Genomic DNA, 21,160 nt, shown 5'->3' on the forward strand with positions numbered 1-21,160 from the left:
CTGCTGCGTGAAAGTTGCGATGTGAAATAGATTATGGATGGGAAAATTGTCCCTTCGGATGACGCTGAAAGTTTAGCATTATGGGGATATGAAAAATTTAAATAAATGGAAATTATTGCGATCGCGCTTCGTTCTTAACAACAAGTGGTGTCAGGTCAGACAAGATGAAATAGAATTACCAAACGGACAAATTATCGACGACTTTTTTGTTCATGTCCGACCCAATATCGCCCTAGTATTTGCCGCGACACAGCAGCAAGAACTTGTATTTGTCCGCCAATACAGGCACGGATCAGGCGAGATTTTGCTGGAACTGCCGGCCGGAAGTTTCAATCCTGCGGAAGAAAGCGGCAAATCTGCTGCTGCCAGAGAACTTGCCGAAGAAACGGGATATGTTGCTGAAGAAATTTTGGAACTAGCAACCTTATATGATAACCCCGTAAAAGACACCAATTCTATTTACCTATACTTTGCTAAAAATGTCAAGCTTGCCAGCGAAATACAATTGGACATTACAGAAGATATTGAAGTAGTTTTAGTCCCGATTTCCGAAGTTGTGTTGAAAATAGCAAACCGAGAAATTTGCGTAGCAGGAAGCATTGCAGCTATTTTTTTAGGATTAGAATATTTGAACAAACAGCAGTAAGGTGCGGTGTGCATCGAACCCTACACGCTGTTTGTTCAACTCAGTCCTGTCTTACCGAGAAAGAGTCACAAAATCCAGAGCAGTAATAGCATAGTTGGCCCCAAAAACATTAGCCAAAATCTCGCCAGTGGCAGCAACTTGCAAGACATAACTGTTCGCATCGGAGTTAATTCGCAAGGAGTCGAAACTCAAGCCGTCGGCGAGGACAAACTTGTCAGTTCCTACTTCAAAATTGAGCACTGTATCGATACCGCTGTTGCTATTTAACACAAAGCGATCGCTCCCAATACCTCCAATTAAAGTATCGTCTCCCCCGTCGCCAAACAGCCAGTCATCCCCTGCACCTCCGTTGAGAATGTCGCTATCTTTCCCTCCGTAAATAGTGTCGTTACCATCGTCGCCGTTGAGGGTATCTTGGCCTTCATTGCCGTAGAGAAGGTCGTCACCGCTGCCGCCGCTGATGCAGTCTTGCTGACCGTTTGCACCCACGGCGCCTAGAGCATTTTCCCCCCGATCGCCAAAAATGGTATCGTTGCCCTCATCGCCGCACAAAATATCGCTGCCGTCATCGCCGTAAATCAAGTCGTCGCCGGCATCTCCGTGCGCGAAATCGTCATCCTTGCCACCGCGAACAGTATCATTGCCAAAACCACCGCTGAGAGAGTCAGAACTCTCACCGCCGCCCTGGAAATCGTTCCCCTCTCCGCCAAATAGCAAGTCGCGGCCGTCAACATCCGACACTAACTGGTTTTGCAAGCCGCCGTAAAGCGAATCGTCTCCCTCGTCGCCCACTATCGTGTCGGAACCGAGTTCGCCCCAAATCATGTCGTTATCTTTGCCACCTACGGCTAAGTCGTTACCTTTGCCGGCAAAAATGCTGTCGTTACCGCTACCTCCGCCGATGATGTCGCCGGTGTCGTTGCCGAAAATTAAGTCGCCTTCTTCGGTAGCAATTATGCTGCCAGCGGCATTGCCGTAGTCGCCGAGTATCGTGTCCGAACCTTGATTGCCGTAGAGAGTGTCTGGGTCAGTTTCGCCGAAAATGCGATCGCCCCCTTTGCCTCCAAACACCAAATCCCGACCGTTGCCGCCCAGCAGGGTGTCGTCTTGTTCTTGGCCGTTAAGTAAGTCGTTCCCGTCGCCTCCAAACAGCAAATCTCGTCCGTCGGGGTCGCTGTCCTGGGAGTTGAGGACGCCGCCCAGCAGGGTGTCGTCTCCGCTGTCGCCGTAGAGGGTGTCCGGGCCCTTGTCGCCCCAAATCAAGTCCTCTTCTTTGCCCCCTGTCGCGATGTCAGGGCCTTTGCCCGCGTAAACGGTGTCGCTGCCTTGATTGCCAGCAATGGCGTCGCCTGAAGAACCGCCGAAAATCAGGTCGCCGTCGTTAGCGGTCAAGTCGATGTTGTTGCCGTTGTCGCCGACGATCGTATCGGGGCCGCGATCGCCGTACAATGTGTCGGAATTGCGATCGCCAAAAATGCGATCGTCTTCTTTGCCGCCGAACACCACATCGGTTTCTTTGCCCGCGTAAACGATGTCGTTGCCCTTACCCGCAGCGATGAAGTCTCGCTGTTGGTCGCCGAAAGCGATATCACTGCCGCCTTCACCTAAAACTGTGTCGTCGCCGCCAAAGGAGACAAACAGTTCGTTAGCATCGTTCCCTGTTAAGGAATCGTTTCCGGGAGTGCCTAGAATCGCGTTTTGGATGTCGGTGAGTTGTCCGGCGTTTGAGTCGAAGTTAAGTATTTGCGAAGGCTGGGGTTGGATAAATGCGATCGTTGGTGGCAGGGGCAAGGGGTTGCAGCCGCAACCGGTATCCGGTTCGGGAACTCGATCGAAAATAGGCGTCGGTGTCGGCGCGGGTTCCGGTGTTGGAGTCGGCGCGGGTGTTGGAGTCGTTATCGGTATCGGTGTTGGAGTCGGCGCGGGTGTTGGCGTCGGTGTCGTTATCGGTTCCGGTGTTGGCGTCGGAGTCGGCGCGGGTGTTGGAGTCGGCGCGGGTGTTGGCGTCGGTATCGGCGCGGGTTCCGGTGTTGGCGTCGGTGTCGTTATCGGTTCCGGTGTTGGCGCGGGTGTTGGAGTCGGTATCGGTTCCGGTGTTGGAGTCGGTGTCGGCGCGGGTTCCGGTGTTGGAGTCGGTGTCGGTTCCTTAAGGGGAATGGCAGAGACAGTGGCAACTGCCGCACTGGTGGCACCGAGGTTATCTGTAGCGCTGTAGGTGAAGTTTGCCCCTGTGAAATTGCCGGACGCCTGGAAGAACAACTGGGTAATTTCCTCGGGTGTCAGGGTTTGACCTGCCGTGACCGGCACTCCCTGGCTGGGGTCGCCCAAGAACAGCGTGCTTTCATTGGCCGGGGGCAAGGTGTTTACGGTAAAGGAAACCACGGTCCCGTCGGGGTCGATTCCTCCGAGTCCGGGGATGTTCGCGCTTGTTCCCGGCAACAAAGCGACGCTGGAGTTGTTGGCGACGGGTGGCTGCTGGTCGGCGGGAGGTAATAGTGCTAGCAGGGAGGCTGTAGCGGGGGCTGGACTGATGGCGCCGCGGCTGTCTGTGGCGCTGTAGGTAAAGTTGGCGGTTGCAAATTCGCTGGTTGCTTGGAAGAATAACTGACTGATTTGAGTTGTGTTCAGTCTTTGATTGGGCGTCACCCGGATTCCCAGGCTGGGGTCGCCCAAGAACAGGACGCCTTGATTGGCCGGCGGCAGGGTGTTGATGGTGTAGAAGTCGATCGAGTCGTCGGGGTCTGTGGTCGTCAGTCCTGTGAGGTTTAAGGTGCTGTTTGGCGGTAGCGTCTTGCTGATATTTGTCGGTATCGGCGGGTCGTTGAACGCCAGCGACACCAGAGAAACTGTGGCTGCAGGACTGCTGTCACCGAGATTGTCCCTGCTGCTGTAGGTAAAGTTAGCCCCTGTGAAATTGCCGGCCGACTGGAAGAATAACTGCGTGATTTGCTCGGCTGTCAGGGTTCGATCGGGCGTGACGGCTACTCCCCCGGTTGCGGGGTCGCCCAAGAACAGGACGCCTTGATTTGCCGGTGGCAGGGTGTTGATGGTGTAGGCAACCACTGTGCCGTCTGAGTCTCTGCCTCCGAGCCCGCTGATTTTGACAACGCTGTTGGGCGTTAGCCCTGCGTTGCTGCTGTCGGCTGATGGAAATTGGTTGGGGGGTGCGGGCTGCGCGCTGATGGCGGTGGTGACAGTGGCTCTGGGTTCAGAACCGTTGTTATTGTTGAGTTCTGGGTCAAAAGTGGTCGATCGGCTCTGGGAAGTATTGCTAATGGTACCCGTTGCTGGAACGACTACTGTTACCTCGCGGTTGGTGTTGCTACCGCTAGTCAAGCTGGGAATTGTTGGGAAGGTGACAACCCCTGTCACTGGGTCGTAAGTGCCGTTATCGGATGCGCTGACTCCCGTTAAACCGGGAATGATGCTGTCTGTAATCACTACGTTTTCAGCAGCATTCGGCCCGTTGTTGGCGGTAGTTATAGTATAAGTCACAGAACTGCCGGCCGGAGCAGATGTGAGACCGGTCTTGGACGTAACCAGGTCGGCGCGGGCTGCACCGATCGAGGTAGTGACTCGACCCCCAGGCTGACCGGGCGCTGCGACTGTCGAGCCGTTGTTGTTCGTCAAGTCGGGGTCAGCAGTGTCCGACCGGCTCGATACAATGTTGGTGATGCTCGTCAGGGTAGTCGGCGGTACAAAGCTGATGGTGCGGCTCTGGTTGGTGCCGCTGGCTAAATTCGCGATCGCTGGGAACTCGATCGTCCCTGTGGCTGGATTGTAGGTTCCGCCGTCGGACACGGTGACTCCTGTTAAGCCGGGAATCAAGCTGTCGGTGATGACTACGTTGGCCGCTGCACTCGGCCCGTTGTTGGTAGTAGTAATTGTATAAGTGAGAGTGCCGCCCGCGTTGATGGCGGCCGGAGCTGTTTTTTGAGTGACAACATCGGCCCTGGGAGTGACGGTGGTGGTGACGGTGGCGTTGGGGTTTGTACCGTTGTTGTTGGCCGGAGTCGAGTCGGGAGTGATCGAGCTACTTCTGGCCGTGTTGCCGATCGAAGTTACGGTAAGCGGTACTGTGAAGCCGATCGTCCGGGTGACTGTCTCCGCGTTGGCAATTGCCACGGGCGCGAAGGTGACAATGCCCGTCGCTGGGTCGTAAACGCCGCCGTTAGATGCCGTGACTCCGGTTAGCCCGGGAACTATGCTGTCAGTGATGGTTACAGCTTCTGCTGGACTCGGGCCTAAGTTGACTGTGGCGATCGTGTAGCTGACGGAACTACCGGGGGTAGCACTGGTAGAGCCGGTTTTGGTGGTTGCAAGGTCGGCGTTGGGCCCAATACTTGTCGCAACGCTAGAGTTAGTGGGAGTGCCGTCTTTGTTGGTTGCCGAACCGTTGTTGTTAGTGGCGATCGGATCGAAAGTCGCCGCGCTACTCCGGGCCGTGTTGCTGATGGAACTTAGGGTGGCTGGGGCAATGAAACTGATAGTGCGGGTCGCAGTAGCCGCATTTGCCAGCGCTGTCAGTGCTGGGAAGGTGACAATCCCAGAAACTGCGTCGTAAGTGCCTCCGTCCGATACGCTGACTCCTGTTAAACCCGGAACAATGCTGTCAGTGATAGTCACGTTGGCAGCGGGGTCTGGCCCCCTGTTAGTCGTGGTCAGCGTGTAGGTGACGCTTGACCCGGCCGAGGTAGTCAAAGGCCCGCTTTTAGTAGTTACTAAATCCGCTACTGTATCGACAACTGTGGTAGAGACTACACCAGGCCCCTCGACTTGCCCCGGCGGGAGTATACCGCTGTTGTTGCTGAGGTCTGGGTCGAAAGTCGAGCTAGTGCTGAATGCAACGTTGGCAAAACTGCTACCGCTGGTTAAACCGGGCGGCAGATTAATTGTCAGGGTGTAAGTGAGAGTCTCGCCGGCATTGAGAACGGGAATTAACGGCCAGGTGACAGCCTTCGTTTGGTTCACGTAAGTGCCGTTGTTGGAGGCACTGAGAACTGGCGGCAATCCGCCCGGACCCAGCATTTCTAACGGTATTTCGTCTTGAATCAGGACGTTTCTAGCTGGCGCTGGCCCCTTGTTGACAGTAGTAATCGTGTAGGTAATGCTGCCCCCGGGCTTGACGAACTGCGGGCCGGTCTTGATCGTGGCAACCTCGGCCGAGAGCGTGGGAGGATTGATAGTTTCCACTACCAGGTTTTGAATTTCGTGAGCGTTGTTGGCGCTTCCTGTCGAACTGCCAAAACCAAACTTGAAAATTGGCGGTATTGCGCCGTTGATGTTTACCAAGTTGGGGATGTCGATCGCTGTCGTTTCGTAGATGCCGTCGAATTCTTCATCGAAGGCTACGGTGAGGCGAGAGGGATTATCTGGATCGTTAGATGGATTCAGCGTAATTTGAACGGATCTTCTGGCTAAATCGCGATCGCTGGTGAACGTATTGCTGAAGTTAAAAGTGCTGCCGGGAGGGCCGATAAAGTTAATACTCGTAGGAATGTGATCGATGCCGAAGGGAACGATCGCATTTGTTAAAAACGGATAACCGTCTGCTTCTTTGCCTCTAACCGTTACTGAATCAGGTCTGAAAGAACCAAGAGATGACCCGGGAATCGGAGGGGGCTCCGGGCCGGATCGCCCTTCTGTAGATGTTGAAAAATTGCCAAACTCGTCAAGTCCAATGCCTAAATAACCTCCTTCAATACCGGGTACACCCGTTCGTTGAGCGTAGCCCAGAGAACCGCCAAAACCCCCAGTCCTAGTTGGGCTGACAGTGCCGTCAATGAAGAAGAAACCCAGGCCGTCTGCAGGCTGAGGGTCAATAGATGAGTCCGCAGGAGAAGGAGATTGCTGGGTTGAACCGTAGGCATAAAAATCAAACTGGATTCTGAGACCGTCGGTTGAAGGAAGGGGGTTGTTGTAGATGACGAACGCTTCCCGAAGGTTTACTGCAGGAGTTAATCGCAGAACGCCATCGCCTGGCCTATCCCCGCCCAAAGCCGGAAGTACGCCGGATACTGTGCCTCCGGTAATGCCGGGGATAGGTTGATTCGCTGCTGGAGGCCCGGCCGGATCGAACAGCGCACCGTTTTTTCCCCCGTAAATCCAAGGTCCCCTAACTGTCGCGTTCTTGAAAGTCTCGTTAACTAAGGTGCTGAGGACGTAACTGTATGCCTCCCGGACTTCTTTTTCAATGGCGATACTCGCGTTGATTTGCCCTGTGGCGAATTTTAATTCCCAGTCGCCGCCGAGTGCCGCACTCCCCGTCAAGCCGTCGTTCGCTGCAATATCTGCACCGGCAATCAAGCTCAGCCGCCGCACGAAGGCCGCGCCCTTTTCTCCTGCTGCGACGCTGCACCCGAATAACAAGATATCTCCTCTGTCGCTGAGGGTTTTTCCCCACTGGTGCAACAAAGGGGTGTAGGTTTCTAAGTTGTCGCTGCAAAGTTCGATCGACCCTAGTTGCACCCCCGCTTCTCGACCGTGAGAAACGATCTGAATGCTTTCTAAATCGCTGCAATTAGCCAGAATTCTAGTAATTTGCTCGACTCCATCCCGCCTCGAGTCGAGTACAAATACCTGTGTACCCGCTGTTGCTCCCCCTGCCAAGCTATCGCAGTTCTCTACTCTCGAATCGACGAACAGTACATTTTTTACAGTCCGGGCATCCACCGATTCCGTCAACAGCCAAAATTCTCTGTGGGGTTGCCCAATTCCCGCGCCGCTACTGGGTTTTTGAGACAGGAAACCCTCCTCTTTTTGTGCTAGTTTTATTGTTTTTTGCTGAGTATAAGTTGCTGTTATTCGGAAAATTTTTTCGGCAATATTTTCCGGGAATTTTCCTGCGTTTTTGTGGTCAAAAATCTGGTTTTGGTAGATGCTTTGCATGGTAGAATTACCTCGTGGATTGTATGTAAGATGCCCACTTCAAGATGATAGTTATCACCTTTTGAAAAGGTTTAATTGCAGAGTTAGATGTTCTGCTGCTTGACTGCAATTGAGAGCAAAATGCGGATTTTATTCATCGCAAAGCGGTGCTATCTTGCTATTTGATAGCATTACAAATATCGCCTACGCAAGCGCTGAGGATTGGAAGTTTAATTTCCAATAATCTATCTAGCGAATGATATTTTGTTTGCGGTTTTCTGTTAGGGAGTGTATCTGTTAAACGCAGATATTTCTATCCCGCAGTAGACAATAACAGGACTTATCAAAAAAAGGACTTACTAGGGAATCCGAAACCGGGTTTTTTAACAAAAGATTTCGTTTCCGCCCGCAGATTCGGTAAAAAACCCGATTTCTAGGCGTCGGAATGCGTAAGTCCTAAAAAATTTACTTGATGAGGTTTTCTGTCATCGTCTAATGCACTTTATTTGCAGATAAATTTCACCACTTATGGACGCACAAACCTGGTTTGATGGACGCAAAGACTTCGTGGCAGCCCTCGCTCCCGGTAAAAACCCGGTTTATGCGGTTTTGGTGTGCAAGCCCTGTTCGCATCGGGCAACCAGACATTAATTACGAACTGCTGGGCGTGACATAATTAGGTCGGCAGTGCCCAAGGCGTGCGATTAAATTAAAATATACATACCCTATATAGACGAGGCGTCTTAAAAATTCATGACTTGCAGTCGGGAGACCACAATTCTGGTTTGAGACTGCTTTGCTGCGATCGCAAAAACAGATTAGTCCCGCCCACAACCAACTTCTCAAACTGTCAACTTAGAGTCTGCGAGCGGGTTTATATTTAAGGTAATTGCTCGTGACAATCGTTGGTGCAGAATTTTTCACGATCTCTTGGAGAAATCGGCTTGCAGATTTGCGCGTCTACTTTGACTGCGCTCAGTACAAGAGCTACTTGCGATTTTTATTCGCTAATTTTCTTAACTGCAGGAGTTAGGCCCAGGAGACTAGAAACCAGATTTATTCCTAAAGTTCTCGCTGCCCAACCAAGATTTATAGCCTAAACCTGGTTTCTGAGCGCAAGTCCTCAACTAGAAAAACACCGATCGCCATGCGCCAGTTATGGCAACTTTAACCGAGCAATACTGCTTGATTGGGTTTTAATTGCTGAGTTTTAGCGAGGCTTATCCAGAACAAGCTTCAACCAAAATTCTTACACCTAAGTACATATTAACTCATGGATTATTACATCCGCAAATATGCGTACCCAGAAGCCCCCATATAAGCTATATCTTTTCACCGCTAACGTCAAGAGTTCTGGCTTGGTAGTACCGACAATCTTGACAGGGCCCAGAAGGATTGACAGCGCAGCGAATGTAATGAGAGCGGGCGTTATACTCGCAAGTGATATCGCCGATCGGATAACCGAGGCCTTCTATGTAGGTGCGATCGGCCGTTGGTAGTTGAGTTCGCAGGGGTCTGTTCGCTACCGCCCGCCTAGCCGCTGCAATTCTATCGCGGGCTTGGCTCTCGGCAGAGCGCATCACCCACAAAGACACCAGCGACGGAACTAAACCTATGGAAATAATCAGGAGAGCAGTTAGCACTTTTTCAGAGCTTATGTGGAGAATATTGGCTTTAATTTAGGCGATCGGCAACAGAAAATTATCTCCAAAACGACCGTTTTAAATCAGAAAAGTTCCCGAGCAAGTCTCAAACTAGGCCGCCCGTGTTTTAACCGTTAGTTGGCGGGTGAGGATGGCGAATTAAATAACTTACAATTTTAATTGTTATTGTGGGATGGGCGTCCCGCCCGTTCAAAAAGGACGGGCGGGACGCCCATCCCACTTTCAAGAGTGGAAGTTATTTAAGGTTCTTCCTTACTTACTATGCTAAATCAATAGCTAAATCAGTAAAAATATCTGAACAAATATATAGAAAAATCAATCAAGTCCTTGTCAGGCTTGACATTTATGCCTGTTTAATTGTTAACTATAAATAACCACAAGAGTTTTTGAGAGCAAATTACAATCATGACCACAAAAAAGGGTACTAAAGTTCTAACAGAGCTCCTAAATATAGAAGGAATTAAAGTAGTTCAAATGAGTCAACTACCGGGAATTGGAATAATATTACAGGTAGAGTCAATTCAGAAAGAAAGTCATTGTCATCATTGCGGGACAAAAAGTAATAGATTACATCAAAACCATCGATACGTAGTAAAAGATTTATCGTGGGGAGAACAGCCAGTATTCTTAGAAATAAACAGACGACAGTTTAAATGTAAAAAATGTGGCAAACCATTTAGCGAAAAATTGGACTTTGTAAACAACCGAAGAACTTATACAAAACGACTAGCAGATACAATCATCAAATCAGTTTTATCAATTGACATTCATAGTGTAGCAAAACAAGGAGTAGTAACAACAGAAGAAATAGAAAGAATCTTGTCAGATGCCTCACAAGAATTATCGTCAAAACCATCAGGCTTAAAAAAGCTAGGAATTGATGAAATAGCGTTAATTAAAGGTCAAGGAAATTACTGTGCCGTATTAATAGATTTATCAACATCTAAATTAATTACAATCATTGCCGGAAGAACGCAAGCGGAAATCGAGCCAGTCCTTAATTCATGGGGTTCAGAGGTCTTAGAACAAATAGAAGAAGTAAGTATAGATTTGTGGACAGGTTATAAAACCCTAGTAAAAAAATTGATGCCAAATGCTCAAGTAGTAGCGGACAGATTTCATGTAATGGTACAAGTCAACAAGGAGTTAGATACACAAAGAAAGCGCGAAAAAAGGCAAGTAATAGATTTAAATAAAACATCAAAATCGTCCCAAAAAGTAGAAGAGTATCAAAAAATATTAGAGGGAATAAACGACAGTAAATATTCATTATTAAAGAATCAAGAGGATTTAAATGAAAAGCAAAATATCAAATTAAGGGAGGTGAAAAAAGTGTGTCCCCCTCTTGCAAAAATGCATAAATTAAAAGAAAAATTCCGACAAATATTTAACAACCCAAAAACAAATTGGTTGAGGGGATTGTTGAGAATTGGGATCTGGCAGAAAAGAGCTAAACAATATTTTCCTGATAGTGTGAAGACTATTACCAATTGGATTGATGAGATAATTGCTTACTTTGATAATAGAACAACAAGTGGTATTGTTGAGGGTATTAACAACAAGCTTAAGTTAATAAAACGTTCTGCATATGGGTTTAGGAATTTTGACAACTACAAAAATAGATGTTTGCTTACGCAAGCATTTAATTGTTAGTTTAGCATACCAACTAATGAAGAGCCTTATTTAATTCTCATTCCTAAGAAAGGCGTGAGCTGCTGACACCACTTTTTTCGTAAAGCGCATCCCCAGGGCCCAACAAAGCCAGAAGTGCAGATATGATGTGATATTATGTCAAGTCAATTACCAGCAATCAAATAGGTTTGTAGTGATGAACCCAAGTCCTGATAGAAATCCGAGGACTTGGGTTCATCACTACAAACGCGAGATCGGTTATTTTACAGGACTAGATATGAGAAACCGGGTCTAGTTCAAAAACAAGCAAGTCAATCGATTTGAGATTTGAGATTTGAGATTTTAGATTGACTTGCGCGAGATAAATGCGGGAGCTTGAGGATTTTCGATTTTCGATTTGGGATCGATCCCACTGATCGATCGCGTGGCGGGTACCACCTTTGAAATTCGTGGTCAGAACAGGGGGCAGATATTGTTTGAGAAACCCGGTTTCTATCAAAAAGCAAAACGCTTAAACCTTAGCAACATCCTCCGCTAAATCCATCAACGAACCCGCACCTTCCACCTTAGCAACATCCAACAAAGTCTTCAAAACCGAATCGGGATTCAAACTAATGGAATCAATTCCCAACTCAACCAAGAAACGAGCAAACTCAGGATAATCGCTGGGCGCTTGACCGCAAATCCCAATTTTGCGATCGTACTTCTTGGCGGCTTTAATGGCAATTGCTACCATTCGCTTGACAGCTTCATTTCGTTCGTCAAAGATGTGCGCGACTAAAGCAGAATCCCGGTCTAACCCCAATGTTAGCTGAGTTAAATCGTTAGAGCCGATCGAGAATCCGTCAAAAACTTGCGCGAATTCGTCAGCAAATATCACATTGCTAGGCAATTCGCACATCACATACACTTGCAAGCCGTTCTCGCCCTTGACTAAACCGTGTTTTGCCATCTCGGCCAGCACTTTTCTGCCTTCCTCCGGGGTGCGGCAAAATGGAATCATCGGAATCACATTTGTCAAGCCCATTTCGTCGCGAACTCGCTTCAGCGCTTTGCATTCCAAAGCGTAAGCTTCGCGGTAATTTGGGTCGTAATAGCGAGAAGCGCCGCGCCACCCAATCATCGGGTTTTCTTCCTTGGGTTCAAACTGCCGCCCTCCCAAAAGATTAGCATATTCGTTGCTCTTGAAATCGCTCATCCGCACGATAACTGGATTTGGATAAAATGCGGCGGCAATTGTGGCAATTCCGTGGGCTAGTTTGTCGGTGAAGAAATCTGGTTTGTGTTGGTAAAGTGCTGTCAGTTCGGCAATTTCTTCCTTGACTGATTGATCTGCCAATTCGTCAAAGTGAATTAGTGCCAGCGGGTGTGCTTTAATGTGATTGGCAATGATGAATTCCAGCCGCGCCAAGCCTACGCCGTCGCAAGGAATTGCTGATAAACCAAAGGCTTCTTCTGGATTCCCGACATTCATTAAAATTTGAGTCCGGGTACGGGGTAAATTCTCGATCGCAGTTTCTTGAATTTCAAAAGGAAGCAAACCGGCATAAACTTTGCCTTCATCTCCTTCCGAACAAGAAACAGTGATTTCTTGCCCGTTTTTCAAGATTTGGGTGGCGTCGCCGGTGCCGACAATGGCGGGAATTCCCATTTCTCGGGCGATAATCGCGGCGTGACAAGTGCGGCCGCCGGAATTGGTGACGATCGCGCTAGCTTTTTTCATAATCGGTTCCCAATCCGGGTCGGTTTTGTTGGTAACTAAAACTTCTCCTGATTGAAATTCAGCGATTCTGTGAACGTCTAAAATCACGCGGGCTTGGCCTTGTCCGATTGATTCGCCAACGGCGCGTCCTTTTGCTAAAACTGCACTGGTACCTTGCAATTTGTAGTTGCGCAAAACTTTAGCAGACTTTTGAGATTGTACTGTTTCGGGTCGCGCTTGGACGATAAACAATTCGCCAGTATTGCCGTCTTTTGCCCACTCAATGTCCATCGGGGTATAAGTTCCGCGCACTTTAGAGTAGTGTTCTTCGATGACTGCGGCCCATTTGGCTAGTTGCAGAATTTCATCATCTTGGATGGCAAATTTATTTTTTTCGGCTGCGATCACGGAGACGTTTTTTGTGTATTTAGAACCGCCGATATCGTAGACCATTTTGAGGGTTTTGCTGCCGAGTCGTTTCTCTAAAATTGGGCGAAAACCTTGTTTTAATGTTGGTTTAAAAACGAAGTATTCGTCGGGGTTGACGGTGCCTTGGACGACGTTTTCGCCTAATCCGTAGGCGGCGGTGACTAATACGGCGTTTTTGAATCCGGTTTCGGTGTCGATGCTGAACATGACGCCGGAGGATGCTAAGTCCGATCGCACCATTTTTTGGACGCCGACTGATAGCGCGACTTCAAAGTGGTCGAATCCCCGCTGTTGGCGGTAGGAAATCGCGCGATCGGTGAATATGGAAGCAAAGCATTTGTGACAGCATTCGAGGACGCCAGCGCAAGCTTGGACGTTGAGGTAGGTTTCTTGCTGTCCCGCGAAACTGGCGTCTGGTAAGTCTTCGGCGGTGGCGGAGGAACGCACTGCTACGTCTGTACTGTCGCCGTAGCGATCGCACAATTTCTCGTAAGCATCCGCGATCGCCGCTTGGAGTTCTCGCGGAAATGGTGTGTCGAGAATCAGTGCCCGCGCTTGCTTGCCTTTTTGGCGCAGGTTCTGCAGATCTTCTACGTCTAAATCGGCAAAAATTTCGCGCAATTTAGCTTCTAAACCTGCCGACTGGATGAAGTAGCGGTAAGCGTATGCTGTAGTTGCAAATCCGCTGGGAACTCTGACTCCTTGGGGGCTTAACTGCTGAATCATTTCGCCTAAAGAAGCATTTTTCCCGCCTACTAATGGGATGTCGGCGATGCCGACTTCATCAAACCACAATACTAAGGATTTTTCTTTGGGAATTAAAACTTGTTTTTCGGGAATTGCTAATTTTTCTAGCATGGCTTTTTTCCTCTCTACTTCAGAGCAGTTAGATACCTAGACAGTCAATAAATTACTGTAGGTTTTTAAATCTTGTTTTATTGCGAAAAATATCTGATTTTTTCCGATGCTGTCTCCAGCCGACTTTTGTTCTCCTCTATTTAAAGAGTATCACTTTTTGGGTAAATAGCAAGAGCTGTGGATAAATTTTATTTGATTGCAAAAAGTAAAGAAATCGTACTAAGGAGTTTCTGTGAGCTATCATAAAAGAAGTGCTAAAAATATGAATAGCGAAGATAGTTCCCACCGCTTTTTTTGCGCTGAGCGCCCAGTCGTGCGGGGATATGGCTCGGATGGTGTTGGTAGCGGAACTCAAGGGCAACAAAGAATGGGTTGCGATCGGGTTTTGGGTAGACCCCGCCCAAAAACCGATACTTGCTTTCCGACAGGAGTCGTGAGCCGACCAAAATTTTAAACCCTAGTTCAAGCTGCCACATTCATCTGTCGAGTAAATCTAAAATCTACTCAAAGGGGCGATAGCCAAAAACAACACAACGCCCAGCAGCTTTGTTTTCTCAAGCAACGGATCTTCTCAAAACCGTAAAAGTTTTATTTCCGATCGGGTTAACCTACTTAGAGCAAAAACACAGTCGCAGAGAGTGCATTGTAGTTGTTAAACCCGAGATTTTTAAGTTTTTTCTGCGGTATGTTGGGGCATTCAATTATTTATATGCTATAATAGCTAACTCGACTGCCTTATGACAAATAGCAAGGTATATGATATCAGTTTTGAGCCCAACCGTAAAGCGAAACGGCTTTAAAGTTCTCCTGGTAGAAGACAATCAAGCCGAAGCCGATTTGATCGAAGAACTATTATTAGAAAAAAATGTCAGTCGAGCAGAACCCCACAAACTGTCAGTACGCTGTACAGACCGTCTCAGCAAAGCGCAGCAACTTTTGAGCGACGAACATTTTGATGTGATTTTACTAGACCTTTCGCTGCCCGACAGCCAAGACTTAAGTACAATTGTCAAAATGCAAGAATACAGCCTAAATACTCCGATCGTTGTACTGACGGGCCGCAACGATGAAGAACTCGCCCTGCAGTCAATCCAAGTAGGAGCTCAGGATTATCTAGTCAAGCGAAAAATCGACAGCGAAGTGTTAATGCGATCGCTCCGCTACGCAGTCGAGCGGCAGTACAACCAAGAAGCTTTGCGTACAAGCGAAGAAAAATATCGCTCGGTTATCGAGAATTCCCTCGTCGGAATTGCCATTATTGCCCCTCCAATTTCCCCATCACAAGCCGAAAACTGCGAGTGGTTGGAAGTTAACGATGCTTTGTGCGATTTGCTGGGATGCGAACGCAAAGAACTTTTGCACGGAAAGTGGGAGCAGTGGGGTTTTCCTGATGACTTGCCGGCCAGTTTAGAACAGTTAAATAAAATTTTGGCAGGGGAAAGCGAAGGCTATGTTTTAGACCAAAGGTGGCGCAAAAAAGACGGAGAAATAGTTTACACTCGAGTTTCCCTGCGCTGTATTCGCCGCCGGGACGGCTCAATCGAGCGGATGATTAAAGTAATCTTGGACGTTAGCGATCGCTATCATTACGAACACAAATTAAAAAGATCAGAAGAGTTTTTCAAGCACACGATTAATGCTAGTCCCGACCCAATTTTTGTCAAAGACGAGCAGCATCGCTGGCTCGTATTAAACGACGCTTTCTGCGAGTTAATGGGAAAACCGCGACAAGAACTGATTGGCAAGTCGGGATACGAATTTTTGTCACCAGCAAAAGCGCAAAGATTTTGCCAAAAAGACGAAGAGGTATTCAGAACTGGCATCGCTGAAGAAACGGAAGAAAAATTCACAGACAGTGCCGGAAAAAAACGCATCATTTCGATTAAGAAAAGTGTATTTCAAGCCACTGACAGCAGTAAAATCTTAGTTGGGACAATTCGAGATGTCACCGAGTACAAACGGCAACAATTAGCTTTGAAAGAGAGCGAAGCTAGATTTCATAAAATGGCGGACAACGTGCCGGGAATGATTTATCAATTCCGCGTCGAGCCGGGGGGTAGAAAGTATTTTACTTACGTTTCTTCGGGCAGCAAGAATCTTTACCAATTAGAAGCAAAAGATATAGAAAATCAGAAAAATTTTGCTTATGAAACAATTCATCCCGATGACCTCACAGGCTTTGAAAACTCGATAAAAAATTCAGCAACGACTCTGCAACCTTGGCAGCACCAGTGGCGGCAAATTATCCAGGGCAAAGTGAAGTGGCTGCAAGGTGCATCGAAGCCAGAAAAGCAAGCTAACGGCGATATAGTTTGGGACGGTTTGGTGATGGATGTCACCGAATTAAAACAAACCCAGCAAGATCGCGATCGATTTTTTAATATCTCGCTGGATTTACTTTGCATTGCAGGTTTTGACGGCTATTTCAAACGCTTAAACCCGGCTTGGTCTAATGTATTAGGTTACAGCAGCGATGAAATGTTAGCCCAACCTTTGGTCGAATTAGTACATCCAGAAGACCGAAAAAAATGTTTGAACCAATTAGAATACCTCAAAAACGGCAGTTCAATTGTCAACGTAAAACTCCGCTATCTTTGCCGAGATGGCAATTATAAATGGCTGTCGTGGACTGCCTCGCCGTTTGCAGAAGAAGGTTTGATTTATGCAGTTGCTCGCGACGTTACATTGAACAAGCAAGCTGAAGCTGAATTGCGCAAGAGCGAAGCCACCAATCGCGCTCTTTTAAATGCGATACCAGACATGATATTTCGCTGTCGGGCCGACGGCACTTTTGTAGACTTCAAACCAGCAAAAGATTTCCAGAATATCCTACATCAAAAAAGAGTAATTGGCAAAAAAGCACAAGACATATTGCCGGCTGCTTTTGTGGAAAAAATCTTATCTGGCAATCAACAAGCGATCGACACGGCCGAAATTCAAGTTGTAGAATATCAAATGCCAGTTAATGGTGAACTTTACGATTTTGAAGCGAGAATTGTTTTCTGCCCCGATGACGAAATTATCGCGATCGTCCGCGACATCACTCAACGCAAACGATCCGAGTCCGCACTCCAGAGGCAAGCAGCAGCAATGGCAGCCGCTTCCGAAGGTATAGCCATAATCGATGCCGGCGGAGAGGTGATTTATTGCAACGCAGCCCGACTAAAAATCTACGGTTACGACTCTCTCGAAGAAATCTTAGGCAAAAGTTGGAAAATCTTCTATGAAGGTGCAGAACTGCAAAGATTTGAGCGAGAAGTTGTGCCGGCTTTAGTGCAGAAAGGTTGTTACAGCACCGAAGCAGTCGGATGCCGCCGCGACGGCTCGAAAGTCCCTATAGATGTTTCCCTGACAATCCTGCCCGACGGGGAAATCATTTGCATTGTTCGCGATATTTCCCAAAGAAAACAAACAGAAGCAGCACTGCGAGAAAGCCAGCGGTTAACTCAACAAATTGCTGAGGCAAGTCCTAATATGTTGTATGTTTACGACTTAATAGAACAAAAAAATATCTATGCAAACGCTTCTCTATACCACATTCTCGGCTATACAGTAGAGGAGATGCAGGCAATCGGACCGTGGATGATTTCAACTTTAATCCACCCGGAAGATGCAATCAAAATACCTGATTATTTACAGCAAGTCGAAACGGGAACGGAAGGGGATATATTTGAAATTGAATACCGAATCAGGCACAAGGATGGTTCTTGGCGCTGGATTGTGAGCCGAGATACTGTATTTGCGAAAACAGCAGATGGGAAGTTAAAACAAATTCTCGGCACGGGAACTGATATTACAGAAAGCAAGCAAGCAGAAGATGAAATTAAGCTGTTGCTGGCAGCAACTCAAGCAATTAGTCAGTCAGCCGATTTTCACAGCGCCCTCCCAGATATCCTGCGGTTGCTGTGCAATGCGATCGGCTGGAATTTTGCGGAAGCTTGGATACCGACTGCTAACGGTACTTTTTTGGAACACAGCGAAACTTGGTACGCTACCGATCGCGATTTAGATAGGTTCGGCCGCGAAAGTAAAAAAATTAGATTCGCCGCCGGAGTGGGAGTACCGGGACGGATTTGGTCAACCCGAAATGTAGAGTGGATTGAAGATATTTCTATAGCCAATAATTATCTTTTTGCTCGATCGCAAATGGCGTCCGCAGTGGGACTCAAAGGTTGTTTCGGAGTGCCAATTCGCGCTACATCAAAGGTGCTGGCAGTTTTAGTATTCTGCAAGCGCGACCGATCGATTATCGAACCGCGTATAGTGGAGTTGGTGAAGGCGGTAGCGATTCAGTTGGGTTCTCAGATTCGGCGCAAACAAGCCGAAGAAAAATTGCGCAAAAGCGAAGAACGCTGGCAGTTAGTTCTCAAAGGTAATCAAGACGGAATTTGGGATCTGAATCTTCAAACAAATGAAGCTTTTCGGTCGGCCCGCTGGCACGAAATTATCGGTTACGCAGAGGGCGAAATTGATAACAGGAACAGCGAATGGATCGATCGCATCCATCCAGACGATCGCTTGCGAGTGCAATCAGCAATTCAAAATTATCTCGACCGCGAAACCCCCAATTACGCCGCCGAGTACCGCTTGCGGTGCAAAGACGGCGGCTACAAGTGGGTGCTCGCCCGGGCCCAAGCAGTGTGGGACGAAGCCGGAAACCCCCTGCGGATGGTGGGTTCGATGACGGATATCAGCGATCGCAAAGCAGCAGAATTAGCTTTGTGGCGGGTGACTCAAGCCGTCGAAAGTACCAGCGACGCGATCGCGATCGCCGACTTGAAAGGCCGGTCTATTTACCACAATCAAGCCTTCATTCAGCGTTACGGCTACACGGTGCAAGAACTCAACGAACTCGCCGATAGCACCCTGCTTTACGTCCGGCCTAAAAATTACAAACAAATCTATAAAAACCTTCGCCAAGGTCGCTCTTGGTGCGGCGAAGTTGCGCTGCAAAATAAGCTCGGTGAAGCTGTTACCGCTCTGGTGCGAGCCGACAGTATTAAAGATATAAATGGCAATTCAATAGGGTTAATTGCAGTGATTACAGACATCACAAAACGCAAAGAATCAGAAGCCACTTTGCGCCAGCAATTAAAACGCGAACAGTTGGCAGTAGCCATGCTAGAACGCATTCGCTCTTCTCTCAATTTAGAAGAAATTCTCACCAAAACAGTCGAAGAAGTGCGGCATTTTCTGCAAGTAGACCGCACTGTTATCTACCAATTCAATCCAGATTGGAGCGGGTTTATCGCTGTCGAGTCGGTGGACGCAAATACCAGACCAATTGTCGGAATGGAAATTTACGACCCCTGTTTTGGGGAAGCCTATGTTACTCTTTACCAAGATGGCAGAATTAGAGCCACAGATAATGTTTACAATGCCGGCCTCACCGACTGCCACTTGAGTTTGTTGACTCGGTTGGATGTGAAAGCGAATCTGGTAGTGCCGATTTTGCAAGGCAAAAACTTGTGGGGGCTGTTAATTGCCCACCACTGCACGGGCCCGCGTCCCTGGCACAAATTGGAGGCAGAGTGCCTGAAACAATTGGGGGTGCAGTTGGCGATCGCCATTCAGCAATCGACGCTATTTGAACAAGCACAAACCGAAATTGCCGATCGCAAACTTGCAGAAGCCGCCCTGCAATTAGCCGCATTAGCCGCCGAATCCGCCAGCCGGGCTAAAAGCGACTTTCTCGCCAACATGAGCCACGAATTGCGGACGCCTTTGAACGGAATTTTAGGATACATTCAATTGCTAAAACTAGATAAGAATTTAACCGCAGATCAGCAGGAAAGTCTCAACAACGTTCACCAGTGCGCCAACCACCTCCTGATGCTAATTAATGACGTTTTAGACCTTTCTAAAATCGAAGCTAGTAAAATGGAACTCTCACCGGCCAACCTGCATTTTCCCAGCTTTGTTAAAAGTATTGTTGATTTGTTCCAGATGCGATCGGCTCAAAAAGGAATTACCTTTAATTACGAGCAGGTGTCGGGGCTGCCTGATGCAGTTTTTGCTGACGAAAAAAGGTTGCGCCAAGTTTTGATTAATTTGCTCAGCAATGCCGTTAAGTTTACTAACAGCGGCAGCGTGACATTTAAAGTCGATTATGTAGAAAATTCACCAGAAGATTATCCTGAAACCAACAGCCCCAATTCGAGTTTAACAGCGGAAGTTGCTACTCAAACAATCAATTTGACCGCGAAGTTAGACGCGCAGCAAATGTCGAACCAGCCGCTGGGAACAAAAGAAGCGCGCGAGGTGATAACAGCAGCAAATACTGGCGATCGCCCCCCTACCGCTAAAATTCGCTTTCAAATCGAAGATACTGGCATTGGCATCGGGCAGAATAAATTAGAAGAAATATTTTTGCCTTTTCATCAAGTCGGCGATCATAACAATTTCGTCGAAGGTACCGGACTGGGACTTTCCATCAGCCAAAAATTAGTCACAATGATGGGCAGCGAAATTCGCGTCCAAAGTACCTGCGGCAAAGGCAGCTTATTTTGGTTCGATCTAGACTTGCCCGCAGTCGCCCAGTGTTCTGAACTCCCCTCGACTCAAGAAAAACGCCGGCTTGTCGGTTTTAGCGGCCGCCAGCGCAAAGTGCTAATCGTGGACGATCGCGAAGTAAATCGCGCCATGCTGCACAGGCTGCTTTCTCATTTGGGGTTTGAAATTGCACAGGCCACAGACGGCGCAGACTGCTTGCACAAAGCACAGGCATTTCTACCGGATCTAATTTTAATGGACTTGCTGATGCCCGTAATGGACGGTTGGGAAGCTACCAGGCGGCTGCGACAGTTGCCGCAATTAAAAGATGCGGTTATCCTTGCTTTGTCCGCTCAGGTTTACGAGACTACCAGGCAAGAGAGCATACTTGCAGGTTGCGATAATTTTCTCACCAAGCCGATTCAAACTAACGAGCTGTTAGAATTATTGCGCCTGCATTTGAGACTAGAATGGATTTACGAAGACGGATCGGAAACCACAAAACTGAAAGCTCAAACTCTCAAAGCATCATCTGAGCTCGCTGCTGCTGACTCAACCATGGTGTCTCCTGCGTCAGAGTCACTCTTGGGCTTGTTAAGATTGGCTGCAATGGGCGATATTGAAGCTATTCTGGAGGAAACGACTAAACTCGAACATTCTGACTCGACATTAGTGCCTTTCGTTCATCACGTGCGCCAACTTGCTAAAGGATTTCAGCTCAAGCAAATTCGAGATTTTTTGAAGCAACATTTGTCGTAAAATTGACAGTAGTTAACAGACAACTCAAAATCAGTTAAATCTCACATATTCCACCATTTTCAATAACGGGTTCTTCGACCCGTAAAGCGACAACTTAATTTGCTTGTGGGG

At 47.9% G+C, this 21,160-nt stretch carries 6 protein-coding genes; 3 read left to right on the forward strand and 3 right to left on the reverse strand.

Annotated features, from left to right (window positions below):
- Positions 1-88: 88 nt before the first annotated feature.
- Positions 89-646, forward strand: a complete 558-nt coding sequence (locus tag QUA99_RS09665; RefSeq protein ID WP_333235871.1) for an NUDIX hydrolase — start codon at positions 89-91, stop codon at positions 644-646.
- Between the two features lie 51 nt (positions 647-697).
- Here QUA99_RS09665 and QUA99_RS09670 read toward each other — a convergent pair whose 3' ends face one another.
- Both QUA99_RS09670 and QUA99_RS09675 read right to left on the reverse strand, forming a co-directional pair.
- Entirely contained in the window at positions 698-7,534 is a 6,837-nt protein-coding gene (locus tag QUA99_RS09670) for a DUF4347 domain-containing protein (protein ID WP_333460334.1), read from the reverse strand.
- Between the two features lie 1,301 nt (positions 7,535-8,835).
- Positions 8,836-9,156, reverse strand: coding sequence for a DUF6464 family protein (locus tag QUA99_RS09675; RefSeq protein WP_333235869.1), 321 nt, complete (start codon positions 9,154-9,156; stop codon positions 8,836-8,838).
- Positions 9,157-9,582: 426 nt separating this feature from the next.
- On the opposite strand from QUA99_RS09675, the gene QUA99_RS09680 reads away from it, so the two are divergent.
- Positions 9,583-10,830 (forward strand): ISL3 family transposase, encoded by a 1,248-nt coding sequence (locus tag QUA99_RS09680; protein WP_333235868.1) that lies wholly within the window; start codon positions 9,583-9,585, stop codon positions 10,828-10,830.
- A 490-nt stretch (positions 10,831-11,320) separates the two neighbouring features.
- Here QUA99_RS09680 and ppsA read toward each other — a convergent pair whose 3' ends face one another.
- A complete protein-coding gene (gene ppsA, locus QUA99_RS09685; protein WP_333235867.1) occupies positions 11,321-13,798 on the reverse strand; it encodes a phosphoenolpyruvate synthase in 2,478 nt (825 codons plus the stop codon).
- A gap of 756 nt (positions 13,799-14,554) precedes the next feature.
- Between ppsA and QUA99_RS09690 the strand changes: the two genes are divergently transcribed.
- Positions 14,555-21,049, forward strand: a complete 6,495-nt coding sequence (locus QUA99_RS09690) for a PAS domain S-box protein (RefSeq protein WP_333235865.1) — start codon at positions 14,555-14,557, stop codon at positions 21,047-21,049.
- Positions 21,050-21,160 lie beyond the last annotated feature (111 nt).

Origin of the sequence: Microcoleus sp. F10-B2, from assembly GCF_036704965.1 — a bacterium.
Classification (GTDB): Bacteria; Cyanobacteriota; Cyanobacteriia; order Cyanobacteriales; family Microcoleaceae; genus Microcoleus.